This window comes from Stappia sp. 28M-7 (assembly GCF_014252955.1).
Lineage (GTDB): Bacteria > Pseudomonadota > Alphaproteobacteria > Rhizobiales > Stappiaceae > Stappia.
Genome location: NZ_JACMIA010000001.1, coordinates 2,807,632 through 2,822,661 on the forward strand (window position 1 = coordinate 2,807,632; position 15,030 = coordinate 2,822,661).

Annotated in this window: 20 protein-coding genes; 18 read left to right on the forward strand and 2 right to left on the reverse strand. The window is 64.6% G+C overall.

The features are described 5' to 3' along the window. Nucleotides 1-2: 2 nt before the first annotated feature. Complete coding sequence (locus H7H34_RS12355; RefSeq protein WP_120267651.1) at nucleotides 3-788, forward strand: lysophospholipid acyltransferase family protein; 786 nt, start codon at nucleotides 3-5, stop codon at nucleotides 786-788. Nucleotides 789-806: 18 nt separating this feature from the next. On the opposite strand, the gene H7H34_RS12360 is transcribed toward H7H34_RS12355, so the two are convergent. After that, on the reverse strand, nucleotides 807-1,649 hold the full coding sequence (locus H7H34_RS12360) for a Frag1/DRAM/Sfk1 family protein (RefSeq protein WP_185925346.1): 843 nt from the start codon (nucleotides 1,647-1,649) through the stop codon (nucleotides 807-809). A gap of 233 nt (nucleotides 1,650-1,882) precedes the next feature. On the opposite strand from H7H34_RS12360, the gene H7H34_RS12365 reads away from it, so the two are divergent. From H7H34_RS12365 to H7H34_RS12385, 5 genes are read left to right on the forward strand one after another with little or no spacing between them, the layout of a single operon-like run. Continuing rightward, nucleotides 1,883-2,155 carry an acyl carrier protein gene (locus H7H34_RS12365; protein ID WP_120267649.1) on the forward strand — a complete coding sequence of 91 codons (273 nt, stop codon included), beginning with the start codon at nucleotides 1,883-1,885 and terminating at the stop codon, nucleotides 2,153-2,155. After that, entirely contained in the window at nucleotides 2,152-3,369 is a 1,218-nt protein-coding gene (locus tag H7H34_RS12370; protein WP_371811392.1) for a beta-ketoacyl-[acyl-carrier-protein] synthase family protein, read from the forward strand. The genes H7H34_RS12365 and H7H34_RS12370 overlap by 4 nt, the downstream gene beginning before the upstream one ends. Nucleotides 3,370-3,373: 4 nt before the next feature. Beyond that, nucleotides 3,374-3,778: a hypothetical protein gene (locus H7H34_RS12375; RefSeq protein ID WP_185925347.1), complete on the forward strand. Its 405-nt coding sequence runs from the start codon at nucleotides 3,374-3,376 to the stop codon at nucleotides 3,776-3,778. Next, nucleotides 3,775-4,200, forward strand: coding sequence for a MaoC family dehydratase (locus tag H7H34_RS12380; RefSeq protein WP_185925348.1), 426 nt, complete (start codon nucleotides 3,775-3,777; stop codon nucleotides 4,198-4,200). Before H7H34_RS12375 ends, H7H34_RS12380 begins: the two co-directional genes overlap by 4 nt. A 4-nt stretch (nucleotides 4,201-4,204) precedes the next feature. Continuing rightward, nucleotides 4,205-4,753 (forward strand): 2'-5' RNA ligase family protein, encoded by a 549-nt coding sequence (locus tag H7H34_RS12385; protein ID WP_185925349.1) that lies wholly within the window; start codon nucleotides 4,205-4,207, stop codon nucleotides 4,751-4,753. Nucleotides 4,754-4,756: 3 nt separating this feature from the next. On the opposite strand, the gene H7H34_RS12390 is transcribed toward H7H34_RS12385, so the two are convergent. Next, on the reverse strand, nucleotides 4,757-5,278 hold the full coding sequence (locus tag H7H34_RS12390; RefSeq protein WP_185925350.1) for a DUF2478 domain-containing protein: 522 nt from the start codon (nucleotides 5,276-5,278) through the stop codon (nucleotides 4,757-4,759). Between the two features lie 189 nt (nucleotides 5,279-5,467). On the opposite strand from H7H34_RS12390, the gene H7H34_RS12395 reads away from it, so the two are divergent. From H7H34_RS12395 to H7H34_RS12450, 12 genes are all read left to right on the forward strand, one after another. Further along, entirely contained in the window at nucleotides 5,468-5,839 is a 372-nt protein-coding gene (locus tag H7H34_RS12395; protein ID WP_120267644.1) for an ArsR/SmtB family transcription factor, read from the forward strand. Further along, nucleotides 5,836-6,366 carry an SRPBCC family protein gene (locus H7H34_RS12400; RefSeq protein WP_185925351.1) on the forward strand — a complete coding sequence of 177 codons (531 nt, stop codon included), beginning with the start codon at nucleotides 5,836-5,838 and terminating at the stop codon, nucleotides 6,364-6,366. Before H7H34_RS12395 ends, H7H34_RS12400 begins: the two co-directional genes overlap by 4 nt. Before the next feature lie 203 nt (nucleotides 6,367-6,569). Continuing rightward, nucleotides 6,570-7,880, forward strand: a complete 1,311-nt coding sequence (locus tag H7H34_RS12405; RefSeq protein ID WP_185925352.1) for a short-chain fatty acid transporter — start codon at nucleotides 6,570-6,572, stop codon at nucleotides 7,878-7,880. Between the two features lie 82 nt (nucleotides 7,881-7,962). Next, nucleotides 7,963-8,355 (forward strand): VOC family protein, encoded by a 393-nt coding sequence (locus tag H7H34_RS12410; RefSeq protein ID WP_067215874.1) that lies wholly within the window; start codon nucleotides 7,963-7,965, stop codon nucleotides 8,353-8,355. 290 nt (nucleotides 8,356-8,645) lie between these two features. Continuing rightward, nucleotides 8,646-9,269 (forward strand): hypothetical protein, encoded by a 624-nt coding sequence (locus H7H34_RS12415; RefSeq protein ID WP_185925353.1) that lies wholly within the window; start codon nucleotides 8,646-8,648, stop codon nucleotides 9,267-9,269. 220 nt (nucleotides 9,270-9,489) lie between these two features. Beyond that, nucleotides 9,490-9,897 (forward strand): hypothetical protein, encoded by a 408-nt coding sequence (locus H7H34_RS12420; RefSeq protein ID WP_185925354.1) that lies wholly within the window; start codon nucleotides 9,490-9,492, stop codon nucleotides 9,895-9,897. A gap of 116 nt (nucleotides 9,898-10,013) precedes the next feature. Beyond that, the gene (locus H7H34_RS12425) at nucleotides 10,014-10,544 is read left to right on the forward strand and encodes a MarR family winged helix-turn-helix transcriptional regulator (protein ID WP_185925355.1); all 531 of its coding nucleotides are present in this window, start codon (nucleotides 10,014-10,016) and stop codon (nucleotides 10,542-10,544) included. Next, a complete protein-coding gene (locus H7H34_RS12430) occupies nucleotides 10,541-11,317 on the forward strand; it encodes a DNA alkylation repair protein (protein ID WP_185925356.1) in 777 nt (258 codons plus the stop codon). Before H7H34_RS12425 ends, H7H34_RS12430 begins: the two co-directional genes overlap by 4 nt. A 23-nt stretch (nucleotides 11,318-11,340) precedes the next feature. Beyond that, nucleotides 11,341-11,688: a DUF6616 family protein gene (locus H7H34_RS12435; RefSeq protein ID WP_185925357.1), complete on the forward strand. Its 348-nt coding sequence runs from the start codon at nucleotides 11,341-11,343 to the stop codon at nucleotides 11,686-11,688. 78 nt (nucleotides 11,689-11,766) lie between these two features. After that, a complete protein-coding gene (locus H7H34_RS12440; RefSeq protein WP_120267637.1) occupies nucleotides 11,767-11,982 on the forward strand; it encodes a hypothetical protein in 216 nt (71 codons plus the stop codon). A gap of 210 nt (nucleotides 11,983-12,192) precedes the next feature. Next, nucleotides 12,193-13,215 (forward strand): DUF2332 domain-containing protein, encoded by a 1,023-nt coding sequence (locus H7H34_RS12445; RefSeq protein WP_185925358.1) that lies wholly within the window; start codon nucleotides 12,193-12,195, stop codon nucleotides 13,213-13,215. A gap of 882 nt (nucleotides 13,216-14,097) precedes the next feature. Further along, complete coding sequence (locus H7H34_RS12450; protein WP_185925359.1) at nucleotides 14,098-14,985, forward strand: BrxR family helix-turn-helix transcriptional regulator; 888 nt, start codon at nucleotides 14,098-14,100, stop codon at nucleotides 14,983-14,985. The last annotated feature ends 45 nt before the right edge of the window (nucleotides 14,986-15,030 follow it).

The following is a 15,030-nucleotide window of genomic DNA, read 5'->3' on the forward strand; positions in this document are numbered from 1 at the left end:
CGATGGCCGCAGACGGCGCCCCAACGCCATCGGCAACCGGCTGGAAACCGCCGCGCGCGACGCCGCTCGTCGTCCTGCGCTCGCTGCTCCTGCTGGTGCTGGTGATCGCCAGCCTTACCCTGTTGCTGCCGGCCTGCGTCTTCATGATCCTGCCGCGCGCGGTGACCCGCATCGCGGTGCGTGTGATCGTGCGGGGCTGGCTGGGCCTGCTGCGGCTGATCGTCGGCCTTGGCTATGAAGTGCGCGGCCTGGAGCACCTGCCCGACGGTGCCTGCCTGATCGCCGCCAAGCACCAGTCGGCCTTCGAGACGCTGGCGCTGCAGGTGATCCTCAAGGATCCGGCCTTCGTGCTGAAGCGGGAGCTTACGTGGATCCCGGTCGCCGGCTGGGGCATGTGGCGGCTCGGCCATATCGCCATCAACCGCGCGGCAGGAGCCAGCGCCCTGATGGACCTGATCCGCCAGGCGAAGCAGCGGGTCGCCGAGGGGCGGCAGGTGGTGATCTTTCCCGAAGGCACGCGCAGCACGCCGCTGTCCGCCCCGACCTATCGGCCCGGCGTTGCCGCGCTCTATCGCTCGCTGCAGGTGCCTTGCGTGCCGGTGGCGCTGAATTCCGGCGTCTTCTGGCCGCGCAACAGCGCGTGGAAGTTTCCCGGCCGCATCACCATCGAGTTCCTGCCGACGATCCCGGCGGGACTTTCCTCCGGCCAGTTCATGGAACAGCTGGAGCAGCAGGTGGAGACACGCACCGACGCGCTGGTTCGCAGCGCCAGTGGCGCGGCAAGCTGAGCGGCGGGCCGCCGGACATCACGCGGTCGCCGGGGCCGCGTCCAGTCGCAAGGTGCCGGAAGCAACGAGATTGCGCGCGATGCGGTAGATCTCCGGCGCGTAGAGCATCACCTGCACGATATAGGCCGAGATCGTGACGATCTCCTGCACTGTGTAGACGTAGTAGATCGTGTATTCGGTGACCGGCAGGTCGAGCCCCTTGACCAGGAACAGCGCCACATAGAGCCCGGCAAGGCCGGCGGTGACGAAGGCAAGGGCGCGGCGAAGGCGGGTGTAGCGCGAGCCGAGGCACAGGTAGCTCGGCCGGCCCGTGTCCGGCAGGCGCATCAGCCGCGTGGTGATGATGCCGCTCATAAGGATCGACAGGGCCTGGAACACGAAGAACAGGTAGCTGCCCAGCATGTGCAGGTCGTGGTCGTGGCGGAAGGTGATCTGCGTGCAGATGACCATGCCCGAAGTGCCCAGCACCTGCATGACCAGGAACACCGCCATCATCCGGCGCAGGCTGGCCGCGACCTTAGGAATGTGGCCGGCACGCGCCGAGATCGCCCCGTAAAAGGCATAGGTCAGCGGCACCATCGCCAGCGCGATGACGATGGCGACGGCGAGAATCACTGCCGCGAACGGATCGCCGATATAGGGATCGGTGATCGCCCGGCTGACGGTCGGCGCGCTCTGCTGGATATAGTCGGGATGGCGCTCGTAGAAGGTCCAGCGGGCCCAGACCATCATGTAGATCGCCCAGGCCGGGATCACCACCACCGGAACGCTGGCCGCGAGCCCGGCGAGACGGGCAAGAAGCGGCGCCCTCTCGGAACCCGGCGCGCTGCCGCCCGTGGCCGTGTGCAAAGACTGTCTCATGCGCGCCTGCCGTCTCGTCCTGTTCCTCCCCTCCGGCCGCGGCGGCCGCCGCTGTCCAAGGGGCAGGACGTGAATAGTGGAGCCCTTCCCCCTCCGCAAGCCGCTCAAGGCGTGGAAACGTCGGGATGGCCTCCGTATTTGTTCCGATTTCGGATCGACTTGATGCTGGAACCGAACCGGCTTAACCCTTATGACACTCATAAAACGCTGAAAACTGCAGGTACGGGGCTGACATGGGACTGACGGCAGAGGGGATGGATGCCGCAACGATCGAGCGTCTGCTGGATCTGGTCGCCAAGGAGGGAATGGTTGAGCGCGAGAAGCTCGTTGTCGATGCCACGTTCGAGGAACTCGGCATTCAGTCGGCCGACATGGTCGTCATCCTGATGGCGATCGAAGAAGAATTCGGCGTCTACATTCCCGTCGACGGCGATCTGGCCGAGGCGCGGAGCCTGGGCGATTTCCTGAATGTGCTTGCAGCACGGATGAAAGAAGGCGCCGAGTGACCAGCGCAACCAGGCGCGTCGTCATCACCGGAATGGGAGCAATCACGGCGGCCGGCACCGGTGTGCGGGCCCTGTGGGAGGCTGCCCGCGACGGACGCAGCGGCGTCAGCGAGTTGCGCTTCGAGCGCTATCCGCGCCAGCGGGTCTCGCGCTCGGCCCATATTTCCGGCTTCGAGCCTGCCGCCCATCTGAGCGAGCAGGAGATCAAGACCACCGACCGATTCGCCCAGCTGGCGATGGTGGCCGCCGACGAGGCCCTGCGGCATGCCGGGCTCGACACGCAAGTGCCGCTCGGGACCCGCTGCGGCACGATCATCGGATCTGGCATCGGCGGAGCCTGGACCTCCGACGACGGCCACTACAATTTCTACATCCACGACGCGCGCCCCGACCTGCTGGCCATCGCCAAGGTGATGCCGAACGCCGCCGCCTCGCAGATCAGCATGCGCTACGGCGCGCGCGGGCCCTCGCTCGCCATTTCCAGCGCCTGCGCCTCCGGCACCCAGTCGGTCGGCTACGGCATGCACATGATCCGTTCCGGCCTGGCCGACACGATGCTGGTGGGCGGCAGCGAGGCGCTGCTGACGCCGGCAAGCTTCCGTGCCTGGGAGGCGCTGCGGGTGATGGCGCCGGAGGCGTGCCGGCCCTTCTCCGACAAGCGCAACGGCATGGTGCTCGGCGAAGGCGCCGCGGTGCTGGTGATCGAGGAGCTGGAGCATGCGCTGGCGCGCGGGGCGACACCGCTTGCCGAACTCGCCGGCTACGGCACCACCAGCGATGCAGCGGACCTGCTGCGCCCGACCGTCGAGGGTCCGGCCGCGGCCATGGCCGGCGCGCTGGCCGATGCCGGCCTTGCACCGCACGAGATCGGCTATGTGAACGCCCACGGCACCGGCACGGTGCTCAACGACATCGCCGAGAGCGAGGCGCTGCGCCAGGTCTTCGGCGCCGATGTCGAGGCGCTGGCGGTGTCTTCCACCAAGCCGATCCACGGCCACACGCTGGGAGCGGCCGGCGCCATCGAACTGGTGATCACCGTCGAGGCGCTGCGCGCGAGCATCGCCCCGCCGACGATCAACTGGCTGGCACCCGACCCCAAATGCCTTGCCGACCCGGTGCCCAACACCGCCCGTCCCCGGCAGATCGATGCCGCGCTCAGCAATTCCTTCGCCTTCGGCGGGATCAACGCCACCGTGGCCATCCGAAAGGTCTAGGACGGTGAGCGAGGCGCAATGGACCGAGATCGCCGCGCTGGACCTGTCGACGGCGCGCGCCGCGATCAAGGCCTTCGCCGCAGCGCTCGGTGCCCCGGAAGAGCCGGTGCCGGCCACCTTCGCCTTCACCGTCTTCTCCCATCCGAGCGTCATGGAAACGCTGGCGCGGCTTGCCGCCGAGCGCTCCGCCGTGCTGGTCCATCAGGCGCAGGATTTCGTCTATCACGGCACGCTGGAGGCGGACCGGCACTACACCGTGCTGGTCGACTGGAAGCCGCATGAGGGACGCCCAGACCGGCTGACCCTGCGCGGGCGCGTGCAGCCCCTGCAGGGCGAGATCGCCGACACGCCCTTGCAGGACTTCCGCGCCGAGATCGTGCTGTTCGAGAACCGCGAGGAGGCCCCGTGAGCGCGCCTTCCGCCCTTGCCGTCGGCCACCGCTTTGCCGACACGCCGCTCGCCGTGCTGGGCGCGCAGGACGTTGCCGCCTATGCCGAGGCCTCCGGCGACCACAACCCGATCCATCTGGACGAGACGGCAGCGCGGGCGGCCGGCCTGCCCGGCACCATCGTCCACGGCATGCTGATCATGGGCCGGTTCGAGGGCGCGATCCGCAGCTGGTTGCCCCAGGCGGACATCAAGGGCCTGCAGTCGCGCTTCGTGAAGCCGCTGGCGGTGGGCGACGGCATCACCATCGGCGGACGCATCGCCCGCGTGCGCCCGCTTGCGGGCGGAGACACGGAACTGCTGGTGCGCCTTACCATCGCCAACGGCGCCGGCGCGATGATCTGCATCGGCGAAGCGGTGCTGCACCTGCCGGCAGACGGGTAGGCCCATGCCCATCGCCATCACGCTGACCATCGACGAGGCCGGGGCGGACGCGGTCCGCCGGATGTGGACGCGGCTGGCCGAAGCGGGCTTCGACGGTGCGGCGCGCAACTTCGCCTATCGCCCGCATGTGACGCTCGCCGTGCTGAACGAGGACGAGGCGGACGGCAGCACCGAGGCCGTCGCCCGTGAGGCAGCCCGGCAGATCGGCAGCAGAACCGCACCGCTGCGCCTGACGCTGGCGAGCCTTGCGGTCTTTCCAGGGCGCCCGGCTGTGCTCTTCGCCGCGCCCAAGCCGACGCGGGCGCTGCTGGACCTGCAGGCGGACCTTGCCGAGCTGATCGAGGCCGAGGGGCACGGCGCGCGGCAGACCCCGCATACCCGGGCGGAAGCCTTCGTGCCGCATGTGACGCTGTGCGAGCAGGTGGAGAATGTCGGCGCGGCCTTCGACGTGCTCGCCGGGACCGCGTGGCCGCTGCGCCTCAGCCTGTCGTCGCTGGATGTGGTGCGGTTTCACCCGGCACGGGTGCTGGAAAGCGTTGCCCTGGCGGGTTGAGCCCTACGCGTCCTCGGGAACCGCGGCGAGCGCGGTCTCGGCCCAGCCGGCGATCGCGTCGACCTCGGCGGGAAGCCGGGTCGCCATGTCGCCGCAGAACTCCAGGAACCGCGGCAGGTTGAGGCCGTTGACGCCGACGATCACCGCCATATCGGCGGCGAGCGCCTCGGCGATCACATCGCGAAAGCCCCTGCCCTCCGCTTCCTGCTTGCCGAACTTGTTGACAAGGAGAACGTCGCCCCCCGAGGAGAGCCGGGCGGCGGTCTCGCCGACCGCCTGCTCCAGCCCCTGCGGGTCGAGCCGGCAGCCGCGCGACTGCGGCCCCAGCGTCTGCGAGATGCGGATCAACGGGCCGTCGGGCAACACCTTGACGTCCATGTCGCAGGGACGGTCGTCTGCGCAGGCGGAATTGATCTGCACGACGCCGAGAACCCGCAGGCCCTGCCCTTCCAGCCGCTCGGCAACACGGGCGAGCACCAGGTCCATGTCGCCGCGTCCGGGCGAGGTCGTGTAGGCGAGTTTCATCGCAGGTTCCGCTCAACGTCCGCAGGCTGTCGATCCGCGATGGCGGCGGATCCCCTTGCACGCGACAGGTATCGCAGACCTTGGCCGGATAGCGCAAGTGCATGGGCGTCGCAGGCGGTTTCGGCCCCCGCGAACATTCATTCAACTTTTCGGTTGACTCATTCGTCCGGGCCGCGTTTATTAAACCGTATGGTTGAACAAGAAACACACCGGCTCGACGCCATCTTTCACGCCCTCGGCGATGCCACCCGCCGGCAGATGCTGCAGGCCCTTTCCGAGGGCGAACGCAGCGTCAGCCAGCTTGCCGAGCCCTTCGACATGTCGCTGGCGGCGGCCTCCAAGCACGTGAAGGTGCTGGAAAAGGCCGGCCTGATCCGCCGCGAGGTGCGCTGGCGCACCCATACCTGCCGGCTGGAACCGGGGCCGCTGGCCAGCGCCCACGACTGGCTCGGCTTCTACGAGCGCTTCTGGACCGGCCGCCTCGACGTCCTCGACGCATTGCTGCGCGAGGAAAGGGCCAAGACGAAGACTGACCAACCCAAGGAAGGAGACAAGACATGACCGTGATGGAAAGACCCGATGCCCATGGCACGCTGACCGCCCCCGACACGCTGGAGATCCGCCGCGTGCTGCCCGCCGCCCCCGAGCGGGTCTGGGCCTGGCTCACCGACAGCGAGCTGCGCAAGAAGTGGCTGGCCGAGGGCGAGATGAGCCTGGTGCCCGGCGGCGAGTTCGAGCTGGTCTGGCGCAACGACGAACTGACCGACCCGCCCGGAACCCGGCCCGAGAACATCGGCGACGAGAACCGGATGACCTGCCGGGTGATCTCGGCCGATCCGCCGCGCAGCCTGTCCATCACCTGGGGCACGGCCAGTAACGTGACCTTCTCGCTGGCCCCGCGCGGCGAGGACACGCTGCTCACCATCGTCCATGCCCGCCTGCCCGACCGCGCCTCGCTGCTCGGCGTCAGCGCCGGCTGGCATGCCCATCTCGGCGTGCTGGTGGCCCTGGTGGAGGGGCGCAAGCCCGCGCCCTTCTGGGACGCGTTTACCGCGCTCAAGCAGGACTACGACACGCGCCTGCCCTGATGGCGCAAGTCCAGGCGAAGACATCCGGCCGGCGGGGGAGATCCCCCTCGCCGGCCGCCTTGTTCTCGCAAGCGAATCTTCCCTTACGACAACTTGCGGTCGACCTTCCCCAGACTTGACACCCCCAGCAATCTCGCGCCCCATCACCCTACGGTTGCGGGTCGGGAATCGGCCCTAAGCAAGCCGAGAAAAGGGAGGCTGTCATGTTGCGTGCACTTTCACGCCCTGCCGTCGTGCTGATGGATCGCTATCTGCCCGATGCTTTCATCTTCGTTCTGCTGCTGACCATCATCGCGGCCGCGTCGGCAATGCTGTTCGAGGGCGCCGGCCCGATGGCCGTCGTCCAGATGTGGGGCGACGGGTTCTGGGGCCTGCTCTCCTTCTCCATGCAGATGCTGCTGATCCTGGTGACCGGCTATATCCTCGCCTCGTCGCCGCCGGTGAGGAAGTTCCTCGCCCTGCTGGCCGGCCTTGCGAACTCGCCCGGCTCCGCCATCGTGCTGGTGTCGGTGGTTTCGCTGGTCGCCTCCTGGGTCAACTGGGGCTTCGGTCTCGTCGTCGGCGCGCTGTTCGCCCGCGAGCTGGCCCGCCAGATCCGCGTCGACTACCGCCTGCTGATCGCCGCCGCCTATTCCGGCTTCGTGATCTGGCACGGCGGCCTTGCCGGCTCGATCCCGCTCACCATCGCCACGCCCGGCCACTTCACCGAGGCGCAGATCGGCGTCATCGGCACCGGCGACACCATCTTCTCCGCCTTCAACCTGATCATCGTCGCCGTGCTCTTCGTGGTCATTCCGCTGGTGAACTGGCTGATGCTGCCGCGCGAGGACGAGAGCGTCTATGTCACGCGCGAGCAGCTGGGCGAGGAACTCGACACCACGTTCGAGCCGACCCGCCCGGCCGAACACCTGGAAAACAGCCGGCTGCTGATGTGGCTGGTCGGCTTCGCCGGCCTCGTCTTCCTGGCGCACTACTTCTTCGTGCGCGGCGCCGGGCTGAACCTCAACATCGTCAACTTCCTGTTCCTGATGGTGGGCATCGTGCTGCACGGCACCGCCCGCAACCTGCTCAATGCGCTGCAGGAAGGGGTCAAGGGCGGCTCCGGCATCATCATCCAGTTCCCCTTCTATGCGGGTATCATGGCGATCATGACCCAGTCCGGCCTGGCACAGAGCCTGTCGGAGTGGTTCGTCTCGATCTCCAGCGCCACCACCCTGCCGTTCTGGACCTTCATCAGCGCCGGCATCGTCAACCTGTTCGTGCCCTCGGGCGGCGGCCAGTGGGCGGTGCAGGCGCCGGTGATGCTGCCGGCGGCCGAGGCGCTCGGCGCCGACGTCGCGCGCGTTGCCATGGCCGTTGCCTGGGGCGATGCCTGGACCAACCTGCTGCAGCCGTTCTGGGCGCTGCCCATGCTCGGCATCGCCGGGCTGAAGGCCAAGGACATCATGGGCTTCTGCCTGATCCATCTGGTCATCACCGGCGTTATCATCGGGACGCTGCTGGTCGTCCTGTAAGGACGGCCCGCCCGCCGCATGCCGGCCGGACCGACAATGGCCCGGCCGGTGTTTCGCAAGTGAACCAGTGAGGGAGGAAGACATGCTCAGCCATGTGATGGTGGGAACCAACGACATCGAGCGCGCCAAGCGCTTCTACGACGCGGTACTGGGGCTCTTGGGCGCCGGCGAACCGGCGCGCAACCAGAACGCCTCGGGCCAGACCCGCCTGTTCTACCGCCACGACGGCAGCACCTTCGCCGTCACCGAGCCGCTCGACGGCCAGGAGGCGGTGCCCGCCAATGGCGGCACCATCGGCTTCAAGTGCAACTCGCCGGAACAGGTGCAGGAATTCCACGACGTCGCCGTGGCCCATGGCGGCACCTCGGTCGAAGGCGCGCCCGGCCCGCGCACCGGCCCGATGGGGACGCTCTACCTCGGCTATGTGCGCGACCCGGACGGCAACAAGCTCTGCGCTCTCCACCGCCCGGCCTGACATGACGACAGCCCCCGCCGCCGCCGCAAACGGCGGTGGGGGAGTAATAATGTCCCGAGACGGAATCGCCTGACAATGCCCCGCCTGAGAAGGGGTGGCCATGCTACGTTAGAGCGGGTTTGATGGTGTCGCTGAAAATCTCAAATCCGAGAACCAACGACAATGACCAGAAAGGACGGCAGGGCGGCTCCTCTATCCTCTGGGTATGGTTTTAGCAGTACAAACCTTGACCCTGTCACGAGAAATTCGTTCGACTAAAGCAAATTTTTCAAATTATTTCGCGCAGATCAATGGGGTATCTTTTGAATTTTAAAAAAAACACCCTCAAAAGAATATTTAAAATCGCCGCCGCATCTGCGGCAGGATTATTAGTTTTGATAATATTTTCTATTATTTCATTTAACAAGCTTTGGATTCAGTCTATGCCTCAAGGAAACCTGATATTTCTAGCAGAACTTGAACTAGCGAGACTGAAAATACCAGCATGTAAAAACCCTGGTGATTTTAAGATCGGCGCAAAACCGTGGCCCCAAAGCCATTGCCGATGGTGGCGCCTTCCCAGAGAAAAAGGAAAATACTGCGGGCATCTAAATGAAATTCTGAAAATTGAACAAAATTGCCTCGAGATATTCTTTGACAGAAATGCAAATAAAGAGACTATTGATATATTCATTAAGTCTTTTAAATATCCATGCCAAGTTTTGCGTAACTTCAAACAAGAAATATCATACGAAACAATTCGGCAAGGCATAAGGTGTGATCGAGGTGAGGAATATATTAGATTCACTGCATACATCTTGCAATCTGAGAATTCATTTAATGAAGAGGAGAATATTTTTATTGATTACACAGAAAATATCAAATTACTGAAAAAGATCGAAAGGACAAATGCGTGGCGTTTTTTCGGGTTTTAAACAACCTTCTCATGGGCCCAACAAGACGTATGGATAAAACGCTGATCATTTACAGAGACGCCGTATAAAAGAAGTTAGCGCTTGAAGAAAGGCGCGCTATCGAAATTACATAGAATTCAACCCTTTACACCTTGCAGCCTATGAAGAATTTCGCGCCTCTCCTTCGCCCCTCGCACCGACCGGAAATGCCCCGCACTCACCAAACCGACAAGGACCGCAGATGGAAGGCAGGTCGCCGCAGGAACGCTTTCCGCTCATCGGGACAGTCAGAAATCCCGCACTCTTCTTCGATGGACGAGATCTTCTGCTGTGCTACGGGGTCGCGCCGGCCGCCGGCGGCGGAGCGGTCATTCTCGAGTTCGGCGACGTGTTCAGCTTCGAGAAGAACGCGAACACCGCCGAACGGCCGGACGCCTCGGTTCATCCGCTCCGCCCATGGCACTTCACGGAAGTGACGGGGAGCGAGGCGACTGAACGCTGGAAGCCGCTGCCCCTGCGGCTCTGGACCATCTCCTTCAACGACATGGCGGTCGAAGTCGTCTTCGCCACAGTCCGTAAGGTTCACGAGACCCGCGAGACATCGGAGCCGCACCGCGCCTTGCTGGACTTTCTGCGCAGGCACGACTGAGCCGGGCCGCCCACAGCCTTCCGGGCCGGCGCACCGCGACAGTCGCCAGGACCGGCGAGTGCCTTCTCCCTCCATGCCGCTTGACGCTGATTAGGCACCATATTATATGCCGCCACATGACAAAGATGCTGGAACAAAAGCACTTGGCGCTGCTGGAGGAAGCAGAGCGCCGGGCCGTCGCGCCCACGGACAACATCCGTGCGTGTTTCGAACTGTTGGCGCTGACCGGTGCCATCGACCGCGATTGCGCCGTCCGCCTCGCGCGGCACCGCCTGTCCGAAGGCAAGTTCGTGCTGCTGTTCCTCCTGCACGACAAGCCCGACGGGCTGTCGCCGCATGAACTGGCCGAGCGCGCGGGCGTGACGCGGGCGACGATCACGGGGCTTCTCGACGGCCTGGAACGCGACGGGTTCATCGTCCGGCGCAGCGGGCTCGACGACCGGCGCAAGATTTCCGTCTCGCTGACGCAGCTCGGGCGCGAAACCGCCCGCGACCTGTTCACCGAACATGCCGACTGGGTCGCATCGCTGTTCCACGGCTTCACCGACGACGACCGCAAGACGCTGAACGCGCTGCTGCAACGCATCTGGCGAAACCTGGAAGCCAACGGGTGCAAGGCTGGCATGGACAAGGACGCCCGCACATGAGCGCGGCAAAGGCCACCGGGCGCGGCATCAAGGACATCGATCCGGATCGCCTCGCCCGCCTCAATGCCGGCGAGATCGAAGCCGCAACGCTGACCGAATGCCTGGCGGTCGATTTCGCCGTCCTGATGCGCCATGTCCTGCCGGAGATCGGAGCGGGCGCGCTCGGTGAAATGGAGCGCGGCGCCGCGACGGGCATCTCGAAGCGCATGTCGCTCGCCGCGCGCGTGATCGGGGACGAGTTCGGCACTGCCGCCCTCGACCGGCTTGCACACCATCGGTCGGACACCGCGCGCGGCTGGGCCTGCTTCATGATCGGCGCGGCCGAGATGCCGCTTGCCGAAAGGCTCACAGCCATCCGCCCCTATGCGGACGACCCGCATTTCGGCGTGCGGGAATGGTCGTGGATGGCGGTGCGTCCGCATCTGGCCACTGAGCTTGCCGGCGCCATCGCGCAGCTCGCCGAGTGGACCGCGGCGCCTTCCGAGCGTATCCGCCGTTTCTCCTCGGAGGCGATCCGGCCGCGCGGCGTATGGTGCGCGCATATCGGCGCGCTCCGGGCAGAGCCCGAGCTTGCGCTTCCGGTTCTCGAGCCGCTCCGCGCGGACCCTGCCGCCTATGTGCAGAACTCGGTCGGCAACTGGCTGAACGATGCCGGCAAGGACCGGCCCGACTGGGTCAAGGCCCTGTGCGCCCGCTGGTCCGCCGAAAGCTCGAGGCCGGAAACGGCGCGCATCTGCAAGCGCGCCCTCCGCTCGATCACTCCTGCCCTTTGACATAGAAACGGACGCGACGCATCGTGACCCACTATCTTGCCGAACTCTACACGCCGAAGCCCGCCTGGCTGGCGCTGCCTGAGACTGAACGCCAGCAGTTCTTCGCCGCCATCGGCGCGGCCATGCCGGCCTTGTCGGCGCTTGGCGTCGAAGCTCTTGCCCTCGGCAAGGTCGACCAGACCAAGGCGCACGCCGCGCCGCAGACATTCTTTGCGGTGTGGCGATGCCCGGACGACGCGGCGCTCGGCGCGCTGGTCGACGGCATCGCGCAATCGGGCTGGCACGACTATTTCGAGACGATCAACGCCGGTGGCGAGGCAACCGACTTTCCCGGGCATCTTGCGCAGCTGGCTGAAACCGCCCAGCGCTAGGCATGGGCGTGATAGGTGGCGGAGACGCGCGCGCCCGCGGGCGGTTTACTCCGCCACCCAGCCGGGCAATATCGCGGCATGAAAACCGTTTGCCTGTTTCTGGCCAGCGCGGCCTTCGCCTATCTCTACTACGAACGCTTCTGGCGCTGGCGAGACTGCATCGAGGCCTCGGCCTCGAGCTGCCGCACTGAGGACGGCAGCAACCTCACCAGTGGCGGTCAGCTTTGGGGCATCGTCGCGGCCGTGTTCCTGCTGCTCGCCCTGCGCTCGCTTGTGAAAGCGCGAAAGCACTGACCGGCATAGCCGGCAAATAGCGCTGTGCCGGAGGCTGCGCGGGCAGTCGGCGGTAAGATCGAAATGTACGGGGGAGATATCTTCGGAAAGTGGCGGGCCGCGCCTGTACAACGGAGAACTGCACCTACGCTATCCCCCAACTCAGTCACGAGCGAATGGGTCCTAGATGGCTGCGCTTCCTTGGCGGCCAGCGGCACGGAGGAGTTCAGCATGACTATCGACGCGGATTCGGGTGCGTTGTCCTCCCGCTACCGTCGTTTTGCAGTCCGTGAGGCGAGCGGACGGTCTCCGCTGTATGAGCAGCTCACCATGAGCCTGTCGAACGATGCAGAAGTTCTCAGCTTGATTGCGGCCCTCCCTCAACCGAAGCAGCAGCCCAACCTGCTTCTCGCCGCCTATCGACACCTCTTCGGTGTCCCGGCGAACTACAGCGAGTTCAGGCAAGTTCTGGTGGATCGCTTCGATGCGGTTCGCTCCATCATGCTGGAGCGCTCGACGCAAACAAATGAACCGGGACGGTGCGCCGTGCTCCTGCCGGTTTTGGCCAGCCTGCCTCAGCCTCTGGCGCTTCTGGAGGTCGGAGCGTCCGCCGGGCTTTGCCTCTTCCCGGATCGATACGGATACGAGTACCCCTCACGAAGCCTCCGGCCGTCGGCGGAGGCTAAACCTCATCCCGTGTTCCCATGCAGGGCTTCCGCGACTGTCCAGCTCCCTGACACGCTTCCGCAGATCGTTTGGCGGGCCGGGCTCGATCTGAACCCGCTGGACGCTGGCGACCCAGACGAGGCCGCATGGCTCGAGACGCTCATCTGGCCCGAACAGGAAGAGCGCCGCAACAGGCTTCGTTTGGCACTCGATATCGTGGCGGAGAAGAGACCGACGATCGTAAAGGGTGATCTCCTCGGACCGGAGTTCGAAGCCCTGTGCCGTCAAGCTCCGCAAGACGCCACGCTGGTCGTCTTTCATACCGCCGTGCTCGCCTACGTCCCACGCAACGACGACCGCATGAGATTTGCCAACCGGGCTTCCGCGCTGTCAGATGTCTGGATCTGCAACGAGGCACCGAGCGTCATGCCGCATTTTGGCTTCGCCGCCGCAGACGCTCCGTCGCAAGGCGCCTTCCTGCTGTCGGTAAATAACCGACCTGCGGCGTGGACCGACCCGCACGGCGCCTGGATTGAAACGACCAGGGATTCAACGTCCTCTTCCAAGGAGGCTGCCCGGCTTCACTGACGACCGACATGGGGTCGATTGCCGCCATCGTGGGTTTTGAGGGCATATCGGGAGCGTAGAAACGGCAGCTATCAGCGCCGCGCAGCTGGAGCGCGGTGATCGGCGGCGATAGCGATTTGTCGGGGGCAATCGGGGAATGGCGGAGGAAGGTGCGCTTCCAACCGGACCGTTTCCTGTGCCCCCCTGAGGGAGCTCCGGGAGGATTACGGATCTTAAGATGTTCTGACGGAAATTGCGTGATCTGACATGGCCTTGGCCTAAAACTCGCTGCTGCGCCCCCGTCCGCTGAATGTCACGTGCAAAGCGCAGAGACCCGCAACACACTGACTTGAATAGGTTTTCTTTCTACGCATTTGTTGTCTTGCGAACACCGAGGTCGTTCGAAAGGAAACGAAAATGCGAGAAGTATGCCTCAGTCAAATCGAGTTGGCTGCCCGATGGAGAACTAGCCACAGGACACTGGAGCGGTGGCGGTGGATCGGCGATGGGCCAAGATTCATGAAGCTCGGCGGGCAGGCGATTTATCGCCTCGAAGATATGCTGGCGTTCGAACACCAATAGCTGCGCGATTTGAAGGAGATAAAGGCTGGGCGCTGAACCGGCGCGTCCAACGTCAGCCAAACCCTGCGCGGCGAGTTGTTCTGACCTGCGCAGGGAAGTTGCGTGCGCCGAATAGCCTGCAGTGCGTTACCACGCACCATCCCGCCCCTCCGGCCTAAGCTATAACCATCATCTACATCTGCAGATAGAACCACGTTCGAAAACAATCATTTTACGCGCAATTTCGATTGCCCGCTTTCCTCACGTCAGTTAGCGTCATCGAGAGCACAGAAAATGGGCCCGCATAGTTTACGGGTCCACCGATCTGGTCCGGAGGTGATTTTGGAGAACGACCGGTCGGAACTTCGCTGGGGTGTCGAGCAGCGCCTCGAGTTCATAGAGTTCCGCCTGTTCTGGGAGGGATACGTGAACCGCAGCGATCTGATGGAAAAGTTCGGGGTCTCGGTGAACCAAGCGTCCACCGACCTGAACCGCTACATCGGCTTCGCGCCGGACAACATGGTCTACGACAAGAGTGCGCGAACCTATGTACGAGGCTCCGAGTTCAAACCGCAGTTCCTCGAGCCTGACGCGAGCCGCTACCTTGCACAGCTGCAATCGGTCGCTGACGGGATCCTCGACCGCGAAGACGCCTGGATCGCCAATCTCCCGCCTTACGCGGCCGCCCCTACACCGGTTCGTGGGGTCAATTCGGCAACGCTTCGTTCGGTCGTTGGCGCCATCCGCCGGTCCGAGGCGGTCGAGGTAAAGTACCAGTCCCTGTCCAGCCCCGAGCCGCGCTGGCGCTGGATCGCCCCCCATGCCATCGCGTTTGACGGCTTCCGATGGCACACTCGGGCGTTCTGCCAAACCGACGATTGCTTCAAGGACTTCCTGTTGTCGCGGATGCTCGAGATCCGAGGCTCGGGCGAAAGCGACAAATCGGCCGGCGACGATCACGACTGGCTTGCCGAGATTACGCTGGAAGTCGGTCCCCATCCCGACCTCTCGGAAACACAAGCGAAGGTAATCGCGCTCGATTATGGCATGCGCGGCGGCAAGGCGAAGATAAAGGTGAGACGTGCGCTCCTCTACTATGCGCTCAAACGCCTCGGTCTAGATACCGCCCCCGAAGCGCGCACGCCCCAGGACCAGCAGATCGTGCTTATCAATCGCGACGAGATTTTCAGCGGCATTGGAGCAGCTGGCGCTCCGGAGGATTCAAAGTGAAGCCTTCTTCGAACATCGCGTCCAGTTGCCTGAAGTCGACAAGTT

Bases quoted from the DNA above. Each gene is read 5' to 3' on its own strand.
- H7H34_RS12355 (WP_120267651.1), top strand. From the start codon at position 3: ATGGCCGCAGACGGCGCCCCAACGCCATCGGCAACCGGCTGGAAACCG.
- H7H34_RS12360 (WP_185925346.1), bottom strand. From the start codon at position 1,649: ATGAGACAGTCTTTGCACACGGCCACGGGCGGCAGCGCGCCGGGTTCC.
- H7H34_RS12365 (WP_120267649.1), top strand. From the start codon at position 1,883: ATGGGACTGACGGCAGAGGGGATGGATGCCGCAACGATCGAGCGTCTG.
- H7H34_RS12385 (WP_185925349.1), top strand. From the start codon at position 4,205: ATGCCCATCGCCATCACGCTGACCATCGACGAGGCCGGGGCGGACGCG.
- H7H34_RS12390 (WP_185925350.1), bottom strand. From the start codon at position 5,278: ATGAAACTCGCCTACACGACCTCGCCCGGACGCGGCGACATGGACCTG.
- H7H34_RS12395 (WP_120267644.1), top strand. From the start codon at position 5,468: ATGGTTGAACAAGAAACACACCGGCTCGACGCCATCTTTCACGCCCTC.
- H7H34_RS12400 (WP_185925351.1), top strand. From the start codon at position 5,836: ATGACCGTGATGGAAAGACCCGATGCCCATGGCACGCTGACCGCCCCC.
- H7H34_RS12405 (WP_185925352.1), top strand. From the start codon at position 6,570: ATGTTGCGTGCACTTTCACGCCCTGCCGTCGTGCTGATGGATCGCTAT.
- H7H34_RS12410 (WP_067215874.1), top strand. From the start codon at position 7,963: ATGCTCAGCCATGTGATGGTGGGAACCAACGACATCGAGCGCGCCAAG.
- H7H34_RS12415 (WP_185925353.1), top strand. From the start codon at position 8,646: ATGGGGTATCTTTTGAATTTTAAAAAAAACACCCTCAAAAGAATATTT.
- H7H34_RS12420 (WP_185925354.1), top strand. From the start codon at position 9,490: ATGGAAGGCAGGTCGCCGCAGGAACGCTTTCCGCTCATCGGGACAGTC.
- H7H34_RS12425 (WP_185925355.1), top strand. From the start codon at position 10,014: ATGACAAAGATGCTGGAACAAAAGCACTTGGCGCTGCTGGAGGAAGCA.
- H7H34_RS12430 (WP_185925356.1), top strand. From the start codon at position 10,541: ATGAGCGCGGCAAAGGCCACCGGGCGCGGCATCAAGGACATCGATCCG.
- H7H34_RS12440 (WP_120267637.1), top strand. From the start codon at position 11,767: ATGAAAACCGTTTGCCTGTTTCTGGCCAGCGCGGCCTTCGCCTATCTC.
- H7H34_RS12445 (WP_185925358.1), top strand. From the start codon at position 12,193: ATGACTATCGACGCGGATTCGGGTGCGTTGTCCTCCCGCTACCGTCGT.